This window comes from Neolewinella persica DSM 23188 (assembly GCF_000373105.1).
GTDB classification, from domain to species: domain Bacteria; phylum Bacteroidota; class Bacteroidia; order Chitinophagales; family Saprospiraceae; genus Neolewinella; species Neolewinella persica.
The window spans coordinates 41,193-58,329 of record NZ_KB890427.1; the positions used below are offsets into that span (position 1 = coordinate 41,193).

Annotated in this window: 13 protein-coding genes; 8 read left to right on the forward strand and 5 right to left on the reverse strand. The window is 52.7% G+C overall.

What is annotated here, in order from left to right; genetic code table 11:
* The first annotated feature begins 104 nt into the window (after positions 1-104).
* Together B036_RS33525 and B036_RS0110935 are read left to right on the forward strand one after the other, a co-directional pair.
* Positions 105-278, forward strand: a complete 174-nt coding sequence (locus B036_RS33525) for a hypothetical protein (RefSeq protein WP_157472125.1) — start codon at positions 105-107, stop codon at positions 276-278.
* Complete coding sequence (locus B036_RS0110935; RefSeq protein WP_020568756.1) at positions 278-1,870, forward strand: hypothetical protein; 1,593 nt, start codon at positions 278-280, stop codon at positions 1,868-1,870. Before B036_RS33525 ends, B036_RS0110935 begins: the two co-directional genes overlap by 1 nt.
* A gap of 105 nt (positions 1,871-1,975) precedes the next feature.
* Here B036_RS0110935 and B036_RS0110940 read toward each other — a convergent pair whose 3' ends face one another.
* The 3 genes from B036_RS0110940 to B036_RS0110955 all read right to left on the reverse strand — a co-directional run bounded on the left by B036_RS0110940 (position 1,976) and on the right by B036_RS0110955 (position 5,898).
* Positions 1,976-2,641, reverse strand: coding sequence for a YceI family protein (locus B036_RS0110940; RefSeq protein WP_020568757.1), 666 nt, complete (start codon positions 2,639-2,641; stop codon positions 1,976-1,978).
* Between the two features lie 224 nt (positions 2,642-2,865).
* Positions 2,866-4,281: an NADP-dependent phosphogluconate dehydrogenase gene (gene gndA / locus B036_RS0110945; protein ID WP_020568758.1), complete on the reverse strand. Its 1,416-nt coding sequence runs from the start codon at positions 4,279-4,281 to the stop codon at positions 2,866-2,868.
* Positions 4,282-4,488: 207 nt separating this feature from the next.
* Positions 4,489-5,898, reverse strand: coding sequence for a hypothetical protein (locus tag B036_RS0110955; protein WP_157472126.1), 1,410 nt, complete (start codon positions 5,896-5,898; stop codon positions 4,489-4,491).
* A gap of 42 nt (positions 5,899-5,940) precedes the next feature.
* On the opposite strand from B036_RS0110955, the gene B036_RS0110960 reads away from it, so the two are divergent.
* The 3 genes from B036_RS0110960 (at position 5,941) to B036_RS31950 (ending at position 11,203) form a co-directional block, all read left to right on the forward strand.
* On the forward strand, positions 5,941-7,554 hold the full coding sequence (locus B036_RS0110960) for a T9SS type B sorting domain-containing protein (protein ID WP_020568761.1): 1,614 nt from the start codon (positions 5,941-5,943) through the stop codon (positions 7,552-7,554).
* Positions 7,555-7,593: 39 nt separating this feature from the next.
* The gene (locus tag B036_RS0110965; RefSeq protein WP_020568762.1) at positions 7,594-8,127 is read left to right on the forward strand and encodes a T9SS type A sorting domain-containing protein; all 534 of its coding nucleotides are present in this window, start codon (positions 7,594-7,596) and stop codon (positions 8,125-8,127) included.
* Positions 8,128-8,380: 253 nt separating this feature from the next.
* Positions 8,381-11,203, forward strand: coding sequence for a tail fiber domain-containing protein (locus B036_RS31950; RefSeq protein WP_052333946.1), 2,823 nt, complete (start codon positions 8,381-8,383; stop codon positions 11,201-11,203).
* Between the two features lie 354 nt (positions 11,204-11,557).
* Here the strand turns inward: B036_RS31950 and B036_RS0110975 are convergent, their stop codons facing one another.
* On the reverse strand, positions 11,558-12,775 hold the full coding sequence (locus B036_RS0110975) for an MFS transporter (protein ID WP_020568765.1): 1,218 nt from the start codon (positions 12,773-12,775) through the stop codon (positions 11,558-11,560).
* 246 nt (positions 12,776-13,021) lie between these two features.
* Between B036_RS0110975 and B036_RS0110980 the strand changes: the two genes are divergently transcribed.
* Positions 13,022-13,720, forward strand: a complete 699-nt coding sequence (locus tag B036_RS0110980) for a hypothetical protein (RefSeq protein WP_020568766.1) — start codon at positions 13,022-13,024, stop codon at positions 13,718-13,720.
* Between the two features lie 124 nt (positions 13,721-13,844).
* The gene (locus B036_RS28955; RefSeq protein ID WP_020568767.1) at positions 13,845-14,669 is read left to right on the forward strand and encodes an SDR family NAD(P)-dependent oxidoreductase; all 825 of its coding nucleotides are present in this window, start codon (positions 13,845-13,847) and stop codon (positions 14,667-14,669) included.
* 9 nt (positions 14,670-14,678) lie between these two features.
* Here B036_RS28955 and B036_RS31955 read toward each other — a convergent pair whose 3' ends face one another.
* A complete protein-coding gene (locus B036_RS31955) occupies positions 14,679-15,752 on the reverse strand; it encodes a DJ-1/PfpI family protein (protein ID WP_052333947.1) in 1,074 nt (357 codons plus the stop codon).
* 210 nt (positions 15,753-15,962) lie between these two features.
* Here B036_RS31955 and B036_RS0110995 point away from each other — a divergent pair, with 210 nt between their 5' ends.
* Positions 15,963-17,072: an aminopeptidase gene (locus B036_RS0110995; protein ID WP_020568769.1), complete on the forward strand. Its 1,110-nt coding sequence runs from the start codon at positions 15,963-15,965 to the stop codon at positions 17,070-17,072.
* Positions 17,073-17,137: the final 65 nt, after the last annotated feature.

Consider the following 17,137-nt stretch of genomic DNA (forward strand, 5'->3'; position numbering starts at 1 on the left):
TCCATTTAACTTGTACCTGCGTTCGCGCCCTTTCTAAACGGAAAGTGCGTTTGCGGATATTGATTGAGTACGATGGTTCCCCCATCAAACTTTACCTTTGCCAAATGCCAAAACAATCCACCCGCCACAGCTACAAAAGCCGCCGCGAGCGCAACGACGCCGCCGGTCGCCGGGCCAAGCAAATCCTGTTCTTCGCAATTTTGCTTGGCCTGATCCTGATCCTGCGTAATTGGCGGGAGCACTGGGCTTACCTGGAGACCTATTTCAACGGCCTCTGATGCAACTGCCATTTTCCACCCGCTGGTTATTACCGTTGGCGCTGTTCCTGGGCCTGGCGCTGCGCGTACCGGGGTGGTTTACTCAAGACATGAAGGACGACTGGGTAACCTTCGAGCCAGATGAGGGCCAGCATGTCCACATCGCCATCACCCGCTACAATGACCTGCAAAGTGGTCCGGACATCGGTGATTATAAAAACCCGCCCTGGAACGTCCGTGGCTACGGTCACCTCATGGCCTACGTAGCTTACGGCTGGTATTCGCTGGCCGACCGGCCGCCAGGGTACCACGATTTTATTTTACTTGGCCGTCAGCTGTCCACCGTATTCTCTTTATTATTGATCGTTGTGGTCTGGGCTATGGGCCGCGCCAGCGGCCTGAGTCCTCCCATGGCCGGCGTAGCCGCCCTGTTAATGGCGGCTTGCGACGTCAACGCTACTTACAGCCATTATTGCCTGCCAGCTTCCGGTTATATTTTCTGGAGCTACCTGGCTGTTTTAGGCAGTATTCGATTTGCCCGCTCAGCGGCAGACGACAAACGAGACATCGTCAGCCTACTCTTATTGGCGCTGGGTACCGCCGGAGCCATGGCTTTTAAATTTGACGTGTTGCCCTTTGCCTGGGGCGGACTTTTTCTCCTCTATCTCGCCATCACCCGCCGCATTTCCTGGTGGTACGTGGTGCTCGGGATCGCCTTGGTGGCTGGCTTCATCGCCTCCTTCGTCTACGGCTGGTCGTGGAACAATATTCAGTCGACCTTCCGAACCCTGAGCAAGCTCAACCGGGAAGGCGTTCCGGTTGATGACCACTTTCGGGACAACCTCATTGTTTACCCTGCCGGCGTCATTGCAGGTATCGGCTTACCCGTTTTTGGTCTTGCATTGTATGGCTTGCGCAAGCTTTTTCGGGGCGGGGACGCAGGAGCAAATGAAGAAACTGAAAAGCAGGGTTGGGCGAAGCCTCGTCGTTGGCTCCTGCTTTACCTCTTCGGCTGGTTAGCCACGGAGTTCCTCGTTCGCTGGTCGGTGGATACTGCCTTCATTCGCCGGGTCAACATCTTTATGCCGGCAGTGTGTTTGCTGGCGGCTTACGGCCTGCAATGGTTTAAAAACCGCCCGTGGCTGCCTGCGGCAGTCCTTGCCTACACCCTGGCTTTTGCCGTCGTGGGCCAGAGTAACCACTGGTTTGATTCCCGCTACGCCATGCGCGAGTTCGTGAACAACGAACTCCCCGCCGACGCTAAAGTCGCCGTTTCCGGCTATGTCCAGCATAAAAACCTGCGTCGTACCCGTTTCTTTATGGACATTGACTGGGATTACGCCATCCTCCACGAAACGTATTTCAGCCGCTACTACAAGAGTATGACTACTCCTTTCGGCCTCCCGGCCTGTTGCGAGGAGGTGTACAACTGCAATAAAGTCGAAGAGTGTGAGCTGATGCAGCAACTGCTTACCGGCCAGGCAGACGACGCGCGGCTGCTGCGCGCCTTCCGGCCGCGCAACATCTTTCCCGAACGCGTCCTCTACGCCCACTTTTTTGGCAATTTTGAAACCTTCCTGGGGCAAACCTTAGTCTACGAACGGGTGAGGTAGCCTTTGGCCACAATAAAAAAGCCCCCGAACATCCACTCCTGCACAAGGCAATGAAGAAGATATTCGAGGGCTAACGATCGTCTCTTAAGACGATACTTAATTCACTTACTTGCCAGCAACAAGCTCGATCTGGAGACCGAGGTTGTCATTGATGATGTCATCCTTAATGATACCAGCAATGCCACTGTTGTTGTAGTTCACGCCCCATTCGGTGCGGTCGATGGTGAACTTAGGCGTGGAAGCCTTCAGCATGCCACCTTCCATGCTAACCATAGCTGGAATAGTGATGCTGCGTTCCTGGCCTTTCATCATCAGGTTACCGGTGATGTTGTGGGTGTGGCCCGAATCAGCCTCAGCAGGTTGTACCTGGGTAATGGTGAACTCGGCCATTGGGTACTTTTCGGTATCGAAAAAGTCAGGGCTCTGCAGGTGACCAATCAGCTTGGCCTTCTTCTCGGCTTCCGGGATGTCGGTATTCTCCATCTTGCGCAGGTCGATAGAAAACTTACCACCTACGATGTTGTCATTCGCGACCATCAATTGGCCAGTTGTAACCGGTACGGTACCAACGTGGCCGTAAGCGATCTTCGCTCCTTCCCAGTTGACGATGCTTGCAGCAGGGTCAACGTTGTACTGAGCGGAGGCTACCAGCTCGGTGGTAGTTTCAGCAGCGGCGTCTACGGCATCCATAGATTCAACGGCAGTACCTTCTGGGCCGCCACAGGCGACAAAAAGAGAGGAAATAGCAATTAGTGCAAAAAAGCGTTTCATATTACTTGAATTTATTGGCCAGGAGACTGTGTTTAATCCTGGCCTAGTTGGTTATAACAGGTACTATAACGCTTCTGGCCAATAGTTGTTAGTTGAAAAACAGGTTTTTGTAAAATTAATTGTACCTACACGTAAGTGAGGTCTGGCAGCATTGTCTCATTGTGGCTTCGTCGGGTAGCCATTGATAAGATTCTTTGCCTTGCTTGCAACACGTAAGCTTTAGCCTACTTATCCCATTTAGTATGGAAAGTTCCTTTCTGGTCGATACGCTCGTAGGTGTGCGAACCGAAGTAATCCCGCTGGGCCTGTACCATGTTCAGCGGGAGGCGTTCTGAGCGGAAAGCATCGAAGTACTGGAGCGCGGAAGCCATGCACATGGTGGAAATGCCCCGTTCATTAGTGAGGTGCATAACTTCTACAATGGCCTCGCGGCAACCGTGCAATTCGTCCCGAAATTGACGGGTGGAAATCATGTTCTTGAGCTTCGGATGGTTGCTGAATGCACCGCGGATTTGCTCCAGAAGGGAAGCGCGGATGATACAGCCACCACGCCAGATCCGTGCAATACCTTCCATGTCCAGGTCGTAGTTGAGTTCCTCGCTGGCCTCTGCCAACAGGTGCATGCCCTGGGCATAACAGATGACGAAGCTGAAATACAAGCTTTGCTCTACTGCTTTGGCCAGTCCGTCTCCCTTCAGCAGGACTTCATGGGGATGTACAACATTGTAAAGCGTAGACATGTCCTGACGGAATTCCTTAAACGCGGAAATACCGCGCATGGTAACCGCCGAATCGATGGTTGGGGTTGGAACGCCGAGGTCCATCGCCGTTTGGCTGGTCCACTTACCGGTACCTTTTTGCTTTGCTTTGTCGAGGATAACGTCGAGAAGATGACCGTCCAGTTCATCATCGCGTTGTTTGAGAATGTCGGCGCTGATCTCGACCAGATAGCTGTTGAGGCGGCCCTTGTTCCACTTGTCAAAGAGTGCGCTCATTTCGTCGTTACTCATGCCACCGACGCGCTTTAGGATGTCGTAAGCTTCGGCGATCAGTTGCATGAGGCCGTACTCAATGCCGTTGTGCACGGTCTTTACGTAGTGACCAGAGCTGCTTTCGCCGATGTAAGTGACACAGGGATCACCGTCTACTTTTGCGGCAACGGTTTCCAGGATGGGCTTGACGACCTCCCAGGCAGACTTATCACCGCCAGGCATAATACTGGGCCCACGGCGGGCACCTTCCGCACCCCCGGAAACGCCCGTTCCCAAGAAGCGGATATTTTTTGTTTTCAGGAACTCATAGCGGCGGTTGGTATCGTCATAATGACTGTTTCCACCGTCGATGATGATGTCGTCTTCATCCAGTAGAGGCAACAGTCCTTCAATGACTTTGTCCACGATCTTACCGGCTGGAACCAGGAGCATTATTTTCCGGGGTTTGCTCAGCAGGCTGACAAATTCTTTCTGGGTGTGCACCCCTTTCACGTTCATCCCTTCGCCTTCTTCATTCAGCGCTTTTACGGATTCTTCGTTGATGTCGGTACCTAATGCTGCAAAGCCGTCATCGGCTACATTGAGGAGGAAATTACGCCCCATGACGCCTAGGCCGATCATGCCGAAGTCGTAGAGTTGATGAGTCATCGTGGTAAATTTTGGATGGTGATGTTGTTGGTGGAATTACTTTCCTTAGATGTAAAGGTAAGCCTTTGCTAAAGGTTCACTTTTGTGGCGCGGACGCGGGTGCAAGGTAAGGTACTTTAAGCGCAGGGAGCATACCTAAACCTTCAATGCCCTTAACCTTCCCTTGCACCTGCGGCCCCGCCCCGAAAGCACCTTCCTTTTTACGACTCAACGCACAAACAGAATTTCGGCCTTTTTATCCCAGTACAGACTATCTGGGTAAGACAGCGTGTACTCCTCAAAACGCAAGGTGTACCGGCCCCGCGGCAGGTCATAGACCGGAAGATCGTACAATAGGCCCTGTTGCTCCCGCACAGGATGCTCATAAAATTGCCACGGTACGTCTGCCAGTAAACTGTCGTTAAGGTAAAGCCGGTGAATGGCCCGCTGGGCCACCAGCAAGCTGTCATTGTTGACGGACCGGTTGCGGGCACTCCACATATTTATCGGCCCGTCGATAGCAAAACTTCCCTTCAGTGCCGGAGCTAAATCCGGGAATAAATGGATAATGGTGCGATCGTTTTGTACACCCAGGTAGGGGACGAAAATCTCCAGGTAATCCCGTTCCGCGTACCGACTGGCCAGGCTGGGGAGGGAATGACTTATTTCTTCAACGGCTACATTGTCGAGATAGACGGCTTCATTAACTACGCTGTTAATCGTCTTGCTGGTAGGGTAAAAAGGATTCCGGATGATGGTCACCGAGGTCGCCAGCATGGTCCCGAAAATGATCAGCCACAGCCGCTTCACCAGCTTCCGACCAAAAGGGTGGTCGATCATATTATAGTAGAAGGGCCGGTAGAACCGCGCCAGCGTAATCCAGCCCATCAACCGGTAAAATGGGAAGTAGATGCGTTGTAACCAACGCTTCTTTTTGAACCAGCCGAGGCTGGTGAAATCAATCAGGTAAATGACGCCCAAAAATAAGCTGAAGAGGTTGGTCCCCGCAACAACCGCCTTCTTCCAGGAGGCCGCGTCTGGATTGTTGGCACCTAAGATGGTGGCCATGCCAAATGTAGCTCCTGCTATTACCAGGGTGAACGCGCCCACACTAAGCACACTGAAGAAAATAAGAAAAGCAAAGGAGAAGGCTACGCTGCACTGCACCTCCAGGCGTTCGATATAATCATCAAAAGACCCCAACTGGCTGTGGAGCCAACTGTTGAATTTTGGCTGATAGTCGAGTACATCGTAGTCAAAATCTCCGGAAACGGAACGCAGGCCGATGGCTCCAATCCAGAAGCCTCTCAGGACCAGGTGGATGATGAAAATGATGAGGAGAGCGTAGTAGGCGATGATGAAAATAAAATATCCTCCGGCAACAACGACAAAAAGCCCCCCTCCCGTCAGATAGTTCTTGGCAAGTAAGGGCTGAACATCCATGATGGGCCCGTAGGCGCCCAACATCAGGAAGATGACCACACCGCTGATGATGAGCTCCAGCTGCCAGCTTTCCTGCTGGAGATTGTCCAGCCAGTTCTTCAAACCCCCTGTCTCCGGTTCTGATTGATTTTTGTACTCCGCCATGCCGTAAGATAATACGGTGGCGCGAAAATTATCACGACATAAGTGTAACATCTGCCCGTGGAACGGACATCAAAGAACAAACATCCCTTGCCCATGCTCAGGTGGTCCATCCTTTTCTGGTTTTGTTCCTTGCTTTCCGGCGTTCTCGCTGGGCAGGACTTCCCGCCGACGACCACAGTATGCACCGAAGGTCCTTTCACCTTCATGAGTCCGTTGACGGATGGTCAGGTCTACCTCTACCAGTGGGAGCGCAGCTTTGATGGTGGAACAAGCTGGAATGCTACAGGAACTGGTGACGCTACATTAACAATCAACAGCCCCGCCTCCGGCATCAGTTATCGCCTTGCGTATGCCCTCAGTCCGGCTTGCCTGGCCGATGCTGCCTGCCGGCAGACGACCTCCGCCACCCGACTTTCGGTCGTTATTCCCTCCTTTAGCCAGGGGCTCACCCGCTGCCAGGGAGATACCGTTTTTGTGGGCTCAACGCCACTAACAACCGGCGGGAACCATCGTACGGTACTGAAAACTGCAGACGGTACTTGCGACAGCATCGTCAGTACATTCCTTAACATACTACCTGCCTACGAAGAACTTTACCTCATCGACCTTTGCCTTGGAGAGCAATTTCGAGGGCGTAGCATTTTGGCAGATACGACCTTCACGGAGCATTTCATGACCGTAGCGGGGTGCGACAGCAGTGAGACCTACGAAGTCTCCGTTGCCTTTGCCACCCGGCCGGTCATCTCCGGCCCTGATCGGATCTGCGCTGGCAACAATGCCAGCTTAGAGGTTAACGGCGCGTTCGCTTCCTACGCCTGGAGTACGGGGAATGACGGCGACGATGCGCCAGTCTCCGCCCCCGGAACTTACACCCTTACCCTGACCGACTTCAACGGTTGTACCCTGGAACTAAGCCACAACCTGGCGGTAACAGAACTGGTAATTGAGCAGGCAAACCCCACCTCCCCGGCCTGCCCGGGCGGTAGCTCGGGTACCTTAGCACTTGTCGCCTCCGGTGATACCGATCTGTTGTATTCCATCGACGGTGGACAAAGTTTCCAGCAGGACACCATCTTTACGAATCTCCCCGCGGGCAACTATGAACTGATGGTGGAAAACGCCGATGGCTGTAACGTGACGGGTTCTGCTTCCTTAACGGAACCTCCCCCACTCAATATTACTTCATCGTTGCCGCCTGAAACCACCATAGAACGAGGAGACTCTTTACCCCTTTCCTTGACGACCGATTTTGAAGTAGTTGAATACCGTTGGAACGGTACTTCGTTTCTTTCCTGCGACGACTGCCCCAACCCAATGGCTTTCCCGATGGCCGATACTCAGTTCAAGGTAGAAGCAATTGCAGTTGGGGGCTGTTCGGTGACCGACAGTACTATGGTATTTGTAAAAGACAACCGGCGCTTTTTTGCTCCTACGGCCTTCAGCCCCAATGGCGACGATCATAACGACCGGTGGCAAATATTTGCCGGACCCCGTACGGAGGCCGTAGTTGGCCTCCAAATTGCTGACCGCTGGGGCGGCATCCGGTTCCAACAGCAAACAACAGAACTACCACCTTCTGAGGCTGGATGGGATGGCACCGACGGAACGCAGCCTTTACCTCCGGGCACCTACATTTATTCCGCCACCCTCCGCTACACCGACGGCACCAGCCAGTTGGTTCGGGGGCAAATCACCCTCATGCGCTAACCATTTATTTATTTTTATCATCCCAAAGATTATCAACCCATGCTTCTTTATACCTCCCCCCGCACCCGCGTCCGCGCCCTGAAAAAAATGCTCCGGGCTGGCTTGGTGATTTATTTCGCCTTTGTCCTGAGTTCGGTTCTTACCGCTCAGGAATTGAGTCGTAGTGTGGTCGGTTCCGCCGGCAGCTACTTCTCTGCGGTTAACGTAGGAAACATCCACTTTACCGTCGGTGAAATCGCGATTGACCGGACGACGAACGGTCTTATTCTCGAACGTGGATTTCACCACGGCATCTACGAATTATTGAGTACTTCCGTGTGGTCTTCCCCCGAGATAAACCTGGACATTACGGTGTTCCCTAATCCTACTGCCGATTTAGTCAACCTCAGGGGAGACTGGAAACACGATGATCAACTAAGGGTGACCGATCTACTTGGCCGACACTTAGTGGAGCGCGTACTGCCCCTGGAACGCGCGGAAGTTTCGTTGGCAACCTACCCTTCAGGCACCTACTTTTTTACGATCCTGCGGGAGGGGCGGCCATTGAAAAGCTTGCGGGTAATCCGGAGATAATAAAAATTAATAGTCTCAACACAAATCTCTAATCCCTCGAAATTTCAATTGCGAAACACGTTTGAAGGCCCTCCGGACATTGGTTCGGGGGGGCTTTTTATTGGTCTTGATACTGCCTGGGAGGCGGGGCCGCAGGTGCGAGGAAAGGTTAATGGCAAGGTTTTTTGCCGGGTTAAACATTTTTCGCGAAAAGTGTAACGCATGGGGTCCACCTGGCATGAAAGGGAAAGACATCATCCCAAATATATTATCCATGAGACACGCTATCCTCTTATTCTTACTCTTCCTAACCAGTGCGGGGCTTTACGCCCAGGCACCCAGTGGTTTTCGCTTTCAGGCGGTAGCCCGTGATGCGGCCAATGACGTAATGGCTACCGACAATATAGCCGTACGCGTCAGTTTACTGCGCGGCGGTCCTTCCGGTGCCGTAGATTATTCAGAACGCCACGAGGTAACGACCACCGACCTTGGTGTATTCGACCTCCACATCGGTAATGGTAGTGCCCTCTCTGGCGACATCAACACGATCGACTGGGGAACAGACAGCTACTTCCTCAAAATCGACATCGACCCGATGGGTGGTGACAGCTACGTTAACCTGGGGGCCAGTCAACTCCTCTCTGTCCCCTATGCGCTCTACGCCAAGGAGAGCGGGTCTGGCAATGGCGGTGACCCCACCGATGAATTACAAAATCTGATCTACGACCCCGTCACACAAACGTTAACGCTAACGGACGGTAACTCCGTAACCCTGCAAATTGGCGGCGGTGGTGGTGGAACGGATGACCAAACCATTTCGCTATCCGGCACGACCCTCAGTATCGAAGGCGGAAACGCCGTAGACCTTTCCGTCCTCCAGGACGGCGTTGATGATGCGGATGCTGATCCAACAAATGAAATTCAGAACCTCAGTTTCAACATTGCCACCAACGAATTAAGCATTGCCGGGGGTAACTCCATTACTATTCCCAGTGGTGGCACCGATGCGGATGCTGACCCAACGAATGAAATCCAGACCATTACCATTTCCGGAGACCAGCTTTCTCTGAGCGATGGCGGCGGTACGGTTACAATTCCTTCTGGCGGTGGCGGCACGGACAACCAAACCCTAACCTTTAACGTAGCCACCAACGAACTCACCATTAGCGGTGGTAACACCATTACCATCCCCTCCGGCGGCACTGATGCTGATGCGGATCCGATGAACGAAATTCAGACCATTACCCTTTCTGGCTCCACCATTAGTCTTTCCAACGGCGGGGGCTCACTGGACCTTACGCCACTAATTTCTGCAATTGATACGGACGATGCGGATGCCGATGCGACCAACGAATTACAGAGCCTCAGCTTTAATGCAGGCACCAATGAATTAAGCCTGAGCGACGGCGGCGGTACCGTAACACTCCCCAGCGGTGGTACCGATGCGGATGCTGACCCGACGAACGAAATTCAGACCATAACTAAGGCAGGCAGTACCGTGACCCTTTCCGACGGTGGTGGTTCTTTCACTGATGAAGTGGACGATGCCGACGCAGACCCTAACAACGAACTGCAAACACTTACTAAGGTCGGTCCCACCGTTACCTTGTCTAACGGCGGCGGCGCTTTCCAGGACCAAGTGGACGACGCCGATGCCGACCCTACCAACGAAATCCAGACCCTTAGCCTCTCCGGTAACAACCTGAGTTTAAGCAACGGTGGCGGCAACGTTAACCTGCCTGGCGGTGGCAGTACTACATTGGACCTGCCCTACTTCGACGAGGTGTCAGAACCATCCGGCGGTGCCTTCCATGTCCATAATATTAGTACCAACGCCAGTTTCGGTCTAGTGGGATCAACGGGTTCCTCAACAATCCCGGGTAACCGGGCTGGGGTGATGGGCTTTTCGACACTTGCTCATGGAGTATACGGTCGTTCGGAGAACAGCTTCTATGCCGGGGTGCAGGGCGTCTCTAATTCTGCGGAAGGGGTAGGCGTACAGGGCTACGGCTTTGGCGGCGGCGTTGGTGGCCACTTTTACACTACCTCCTCTGGAGTTGCAGCCCTCACTACTGGACGGGGCAACGTTGGTATCGGTATCGATGAGCCGGAGGAGAAAATGCACGTAGGAGGAAACCTGCTCGTACAATCCAACCTCGGAAATCTTGAAATCGGCTATCCTGGCACCGGCGCCCGCTGGTCATTCAGTACCATTGGTACGGGCTCGGACCTTCAGCTGCGGTCCAAGCCCAGCGGCTCCAACACTTATATCACCCGGTTCCGGTTCCGGCAGGATGGAGAATTTCAGGTAGGAAGCATTAGCAGTGTCAGCGCCTGGTCCCACGTACTGGCCAACAGTACCATTTTTAAACCGCAGCTGAAACTGGAAGAAGTGGGTAACGATTATGCCCGCCTGGAGCTGACGAATAATGCTGCCGGTGGTGCCTTCTGGCATGTGGCCGGCTTGCCTTCCGCAACGACCTCCTCGGCTCGCCTTAACTTCTATTTCCGCAACGCTTCCGGCGCTGCGGATCGGATGACGATCACTGGAGACGGTGAGGTCGGCATCAACGGTACGCCAACCGCTCGTCTGCACGTTCACCAACGTAGCCAAACGGTAGGCACCGGCCTTCGCTTCAGTGATAATACGGCGAATCAGGATTGGGACGTTACCCACGGTTTTGCCCTTCGTTTTCATTACGGTGGCTCGCTACGCGGCTTTATTAATGCGAACACAGGTGCTTACACCCAGTCTTCTGATGAAACCCTGAAAACCAACGTTGCCGTAATTGGCTCAGTAATGGATAAGGTACGCCTGTTACGCCCAACCACCTATGAATACAAGTCAAGCCAAGAGCAAGAAACTACTATTGGTTTCCTGGCCCAGGAGGTACTTCCGATCTTTCCTGAACTGGTGTCGTACTCCAAAGAAGATAAACTGTATGGGGTTAACTACGCCGGCTTTAGCGTCATTGCCCTTAAGGCAGTGCAGGAGCAGCAAGAAATAATCGATCAGCAGGCAACGAAAATCAATAGCCTCGAGACTCGTTTGGCCCGCCTTGAAGCACTCCTCATCAGGGAGCAGCCACGGGATTAGCGCGATGAGCGATAAAGAATTTTGTGAAGTAGGTTCGACGGCACCATCCGGCTCCAGAGCTGGAGGTGCCGTATTTTTTTGCGCGGTCGCAGGTGCAGGACTCGGGCAAGGGGGGGCTGGGAGTGGGTAGGATGGCACTTTTTTAGAAAGTGCTTTGACTCTTGTAGTAGCCCGTACTTCTACGGAAGTACGAGGATGGGACTTGCTGAAAGTACTTTGAATGCTGTAGTAACCCGTACTTCTACGGAAGTACACCCTGCACTTTTCGGAAGTACACCAACCCCGCCGCATTCATCAAGTGCTTCCCCGCCTTCTCTTTTACCGTACCCCCGCACCCGCGTCCGCGCCCAAAAGTCACTCCCGTAATCCATACTCCACCCAAACCAATACTACACATAATAAACCGTAGCCGATAAGGCCAATCAATAGGTTTTGGATGCCAAACCCCAGCCCGAAACTAAAAATAACTGGTGCTGAAGCCGAGGCCAGTACCACAAGAAAACGGACGGTACTTTTGATGCTGCCCAGGAACCGTGGCCCGTACCGGTCGGCCCAAAGTGAGGGCCAAATGACGGATTCCATCCCCGCAGTAATGCCCGTGAGCACAAAGAATACCGGAATGGAGTACTTCCCTTCGATGACCGTAAGGCACAGCAGGCCCAATAATACGGGGAGGTAAACGAACCGGAGCATCCGCCCCGGTCCGAAACGGTCGGAGATGCCACCGGCAGAGAGTAGACAAAAAACCTTGCTCAGGCCATAGGCACTCAGGCCCAAGGCCATCCACGTGGCAGTGTAGCCGCGTTCGACGGCAATAAATGACTGGTTGAAAACTAGCCCGGTAAACACGAAAGGAATGAAAACGAAAGCAGGAATAAGCAATTGAAACCTGCGGTCGTGTAGTACCTGCGATCGTGTCCACGATACTTGTTCGGTTTTATCGGAAGCAGTGACAAGGTGCTCTGCCGCTACGGTATCCGCTCGCTGAAAGTTATCGTTTCGCCGAATGAGGAGCCAGATGGCCGGTATGAAGACGACCAGCAAGACGGCTGCAGCGACCAACCAGACGGTGGTGTAACCATGACGTACCATGAGCCATACTACGGCCGGAGGTAAAACGACTTCCGCAACGGAAATACCAATGATGGAAGCGGAAAGTGCTTTACCCCGCCCTTCGTTGAAATACCGGCCAATGACCGTTGACCCAATCAACGTCATCACCCCCTGACCGCCCAACCTGACAACAAGTAGCGCCGCCACCAATCCGTAAATATTGGAGGTAAGGCCAAGGGTGACCGAGCCGAAGATGAGCGCAATTGCAGTGACGGTACTGACGTAGCGGACCTTGAGGCGGTCTACCTGGGTGCCAATGAACGGCAAAGCAAAGGCCGCCGCCAGGGTGACCCCGGAGTAAATTCCAGCAAAAGTACCATCGCCCCAGGCCATCCTTGCCGTCATGTCGGCTACGAAAAGGCTGATGAAAAAGGTTTGGCCCACGGCACTGAAAAAGAAGTGCAGGAAACCGAAAGTCAGATAGCGGGGGTGCCGACGCAGGAGATCTAGGATGGTCATGGAGAAGCAACGCCTGAACGGGCGGGAAGTCGAAACGAAATGTTAAAATTCAGGGTACATGTGCGGAATAGACCGGTTTTTCGGTCTGATCAGAAGAAACAGCCTGAGGTTTTGGCTGCAAGCCCAAAACGATCGATTTCGTTAGGGGCGCCTTAGGGCTTTCAGCTTTCAATGCGCGGAGCACGCGGAGGAGCGAATGTCATAAGTCGCAGCTGAGACCTTAAGCTTTACCCTAAACTCATTCTCATGAAATACCTCACGCTATGTTTTTTCTTTTTCCCATTAATGATTGGAGCGCAATGCTACGGCTCTTTTGAAGTGTTCGGAGGGACCGGAATTTCTGGGACACCCACAGGCATGGAGAGTGGCCTCTTCAAATCTGGCCCGGTCATAGCAAGTCGCTTCGGTTTTGGGGCCAGTATCCTAGTGGGGCAGCGAACCTTGTTGCGTACCAGTTTGCAGTTCAGTCAATATGGCGAAAGGCTAAGGTTCGACAATCTTCGTTGGGGAACCCAACACGATGGTTCTGGAGGGTTTGACCCTAACCAACCTTCGGGAGAACCGGAGGAAGATTGGCGAACAAGGAACCGGCACCTGAACGTAGAGGGGGTTATTGCACTACGTCACGAAATTCCTGCGCGGGGCCTTTGGCGTCCGTTTGTGGAAGGAGGGGTTGGCCTGAGCAAATATGGGGGCACAGCAATAAAAACCGTTTTTACAGAAACAACGAAAGACTATGACACCATCGATTCTTTCCGAAATTCGACGGTAGTCGGCCGCCTGGGAGGTGGTTTTGATTACCATTTCAATGATAGTGTCGGGATGTACGCTATGCCGGTATTGCAGTACCACCTGTTGTCAATGAGCCGGAAGGAATTTACCGCTGTCCGCCCCTGGCAGGCTACAATAGAGGTTGGCATCCGCGTATTCGTCGATCCGAAATAATCAAGGAAAATCAGGTTTCCGAAACATTGCTGGTCAAAAAACCCTTTATTGCACCTGTGCTTCTCTGGCTGCGCCTGATCGGTTGTTGGCCTTTGCTCAAACAATTAGCGCTAAAGCTGCGACCATGCAAGATTTCAAAAATAAGGTAATCGTGATCACCGGAGCCGGTTCCGGCATAGGCCAGGAATTAGCCATGCAATTTGCCGCCAAAGGGGCAATCCTTGCCCTGAACGACCTCAAAGAAGAAACATTGGCCGAGACATGGGACATTATACCGGAAGAATCGCGTGGCTATATGGAAGCCTTCGATGTTGGTGATCGTACTGCCGTGGAGAACTTTGCTGCCAGCGCAAGGAAGGCATTGGGCCGGATAGACGTGGTGGTTAATAATGCTGGTTTTACCCTGGCGATTAATCCCATAATTCACAGCGAGATCGAGGACTACGAAAAAGTGATTCGCGTTAATTTGTGGGGCGTTATCTACGGCTCGCTTGCTTTTATGCCCCACCTTCGGGAACAGCCAGAAAGCTGCCTGGTCAATATCAGCAGCGTTTTTGGTCTGATGGGTTTTCCAGGGCAGGCGCCTTACAATGTCAGTAAATTCGGCGTACGTGGGTTCACGGAAACACTCCGGGTGGAAATGCGGGGAACGGGCTTGCAGGTAGTATGCGTACATCCTGGTGGCATCAAAACCAACATCGCCCGTAACGCTGAAGGCGGCGATGATGCCGCTAATGCGCGGTTCGTCAAAACATTCGATAAGAACGCTAAAACAACGGCTGCCGAGGCTGCGGCCGTTATCATCAACGGAATCGAACGAGGTAAAAACCGAATCCCCATCGGTGCTGACGCCCGCTTTATCGACAAGATCACCCGCCTGATGCCCGCGAGCTACGAACGGATACTGAGCAGAAATCTTGACCGGGTAAAGTTTTTGCGGGAACGCTGATCGCACACGTTATAGCCGCTTCATCAAGCGATCAGGCTCGTAGGAGCGACGATAACCAATTACCCGCCCATCTGCACTCCGCTCAAAGGTGACTGTGTCACCTCCCACATCCTTGAATACGTCCTTCGCTTCGAAATAAAGAGGAAAGCGTAATTCCCGAAAGATGGCCTCCAATCCCCTGTCGCGTGCGTTGTACCGGATTTGTAATTCCGGTAAGTTCCAGTGCTCATAAATACCTACGTACTCAGACAATACTGCTTCCGCAGGAATCTGGCGGTACGGATCGTCAGACGACAACAATAGCCCGTCTGCCGGTTGCCAGTTGTCGTATTCCATATTATAGGCCGTAGCCCGGGCAGCATTATACCCTTTGAGTTTTGCTACCAGGTGAAGGGCACCGTCAATGCCGGCACTGATGCCTGCCGTGGAGATTACGTTGCCATTATCGACGTAGCGAACATCACGTAGCACCTTAATTTTTGGATAGCTTTCTTCCAGGTAGTCCAGTGTGTTGTGGAAGGTGGTAGCGGTTTTACCGTCCAGTATGCCGGCTTCTGCGAGGATAAGGGCACCGGTACAGACGGAGAAATGTAGTTGGGTGTTCTCCTGATGGCGAATCCAGTTGGTGACGGCGGTATCCTGGCTGGTGTTGAATCCGTTACCTCCAAATACGGCGATGATGTCGGCTTCGGGAGCATCCTCCAGGCTGTAATCAGGGAGGACCTTCAATACACCTTGGGAAATGATCGGATCCAGGCTCTTCGAAACGGTGAAGACTTTAAAACCGGCGTAGGTGAGTACTTCCAGTGGGCCGGCAAAGTCCAGGACTTCTACACCGGATTGGAGGTAGAAGGCGATAGTAGTAGGGGCTTCAGGCTGAGGCTCCAACGAGTCTTGGTGAACCAGCGTCATGGAGCAGTGCGGACATTTTCCTGCCTCCCCAAACTTCAATTCGTCACAAACACTATTGCAGGGAGGGCAGACGTAAGCTAGGTTATTTTTCAGTGTTTCTGCCATTGGTGATTGGGCGAGGACGCAGGTGCAAAGGAAGAAGGTAAAGAGCAAGATTTGGATACGGAGCATAAGCATTTTTTGTGGAGGTGAAGTTAGGCTTAGTGTACCCTAAGGTTGCCCATAGAGTATTCGGTTAGGGGGTAAAATTAAACCCACAGACAGCTATTTATCCGGTTTGTTGGTGGAGGGTTATGATTGCAGCCCCCTTTTTTGCACTTTTGTCTTAAGCCGATTTTTATTTTCCCTTTTTCGGGCTCCCTAACTGATAACCGCCCATACATGAAACCATCCCAACTAAATGCCTACGCCCGGCTGCTCGTCAACTATTGTGTGAGCTTACAACCAGGTGAACGGTTGTTCGTAAATTCCACAACTCAAGCAGCCCCCCTGGTAGCTGAAATACGCCGTGAGGTACTCAAGGCCGGTGGCCATTTGGAGTATGCCCTGTCGGTTCAGGGAGACGGAGCTGCCATGCGGGAACTAGGCAGCGAAGATCAATTCGGCTATGTGCCCACCCTTTATCGTAAGGCCATCGAGGACTTCGAAGCCTACATAAATATCCGTGCCCCCTTTAATCTGCGCTCCCCGCCAGCATCTCCGGCCCAGCAAGCCGCCCAGCGGGCGGCCATGAAGCCGGTGATGAAAACGTACTTTGAACGAACGGCCGATCGTCGCCTCAAACGAAGCCTTTGCGTTTTTCCGTGTACCGCATTAGCTGAAGAGGCAGGAATGAGCCTGGAAGAGTATACCGCATTTGTGGCCAAAGCCACTAAGATTGATCAGCCGGACCCCAAAGCTGCATGGCTGGAGGTTCGAAGTCGGCAGCAGGCCGTAGTGGACCACCTCAACAGTTGTACTACTTTCCGCTACGTGAACACGAAAACGGACATCACCTTTACCACCAACGGACGCACCTGGATCAATAGTGACGGGCAGACGAACATGCCAAGTGGTGAAGTGTACACCAGCCCGGAGGAAGACTCTGCAAACGGGTACATTTTCTTTGATTATCCCGCTATCCGTAATGGGCAAACAGTACAGGGCGTAACCTTGAAGGTGAAAAATGGAGAGATCATCGAATGGCACGCCGAAAGCGGTCAGGAAGTACTGGATGAAACCTTCGATATCCCGGGTACCCGCCGTTTTGGCGAAGCAGCTGTAGGAACTAATTACACTATCGACCGGTTCAGTAAAAACATCCTTTTTGATGAGAAGATCGGCGGTACCGTGCACATGGCTATCGGACAGAGCTACGCCCAGGCTGGTGGTAAGAACGAAAGCACCGTGCATTGGGACATGATCGCCGATATGAAGCAAGGGGGAATTATTTACGCCGACGGGCGTGAAATCTACAGGGATGGACGTTTTAATATTGAATTATGGCCATGAGGTCAACCTTTACAGGAACAAGTCGTCTTTATTAGTAATCGTCAGGGAATTCAGAACAAAAACGG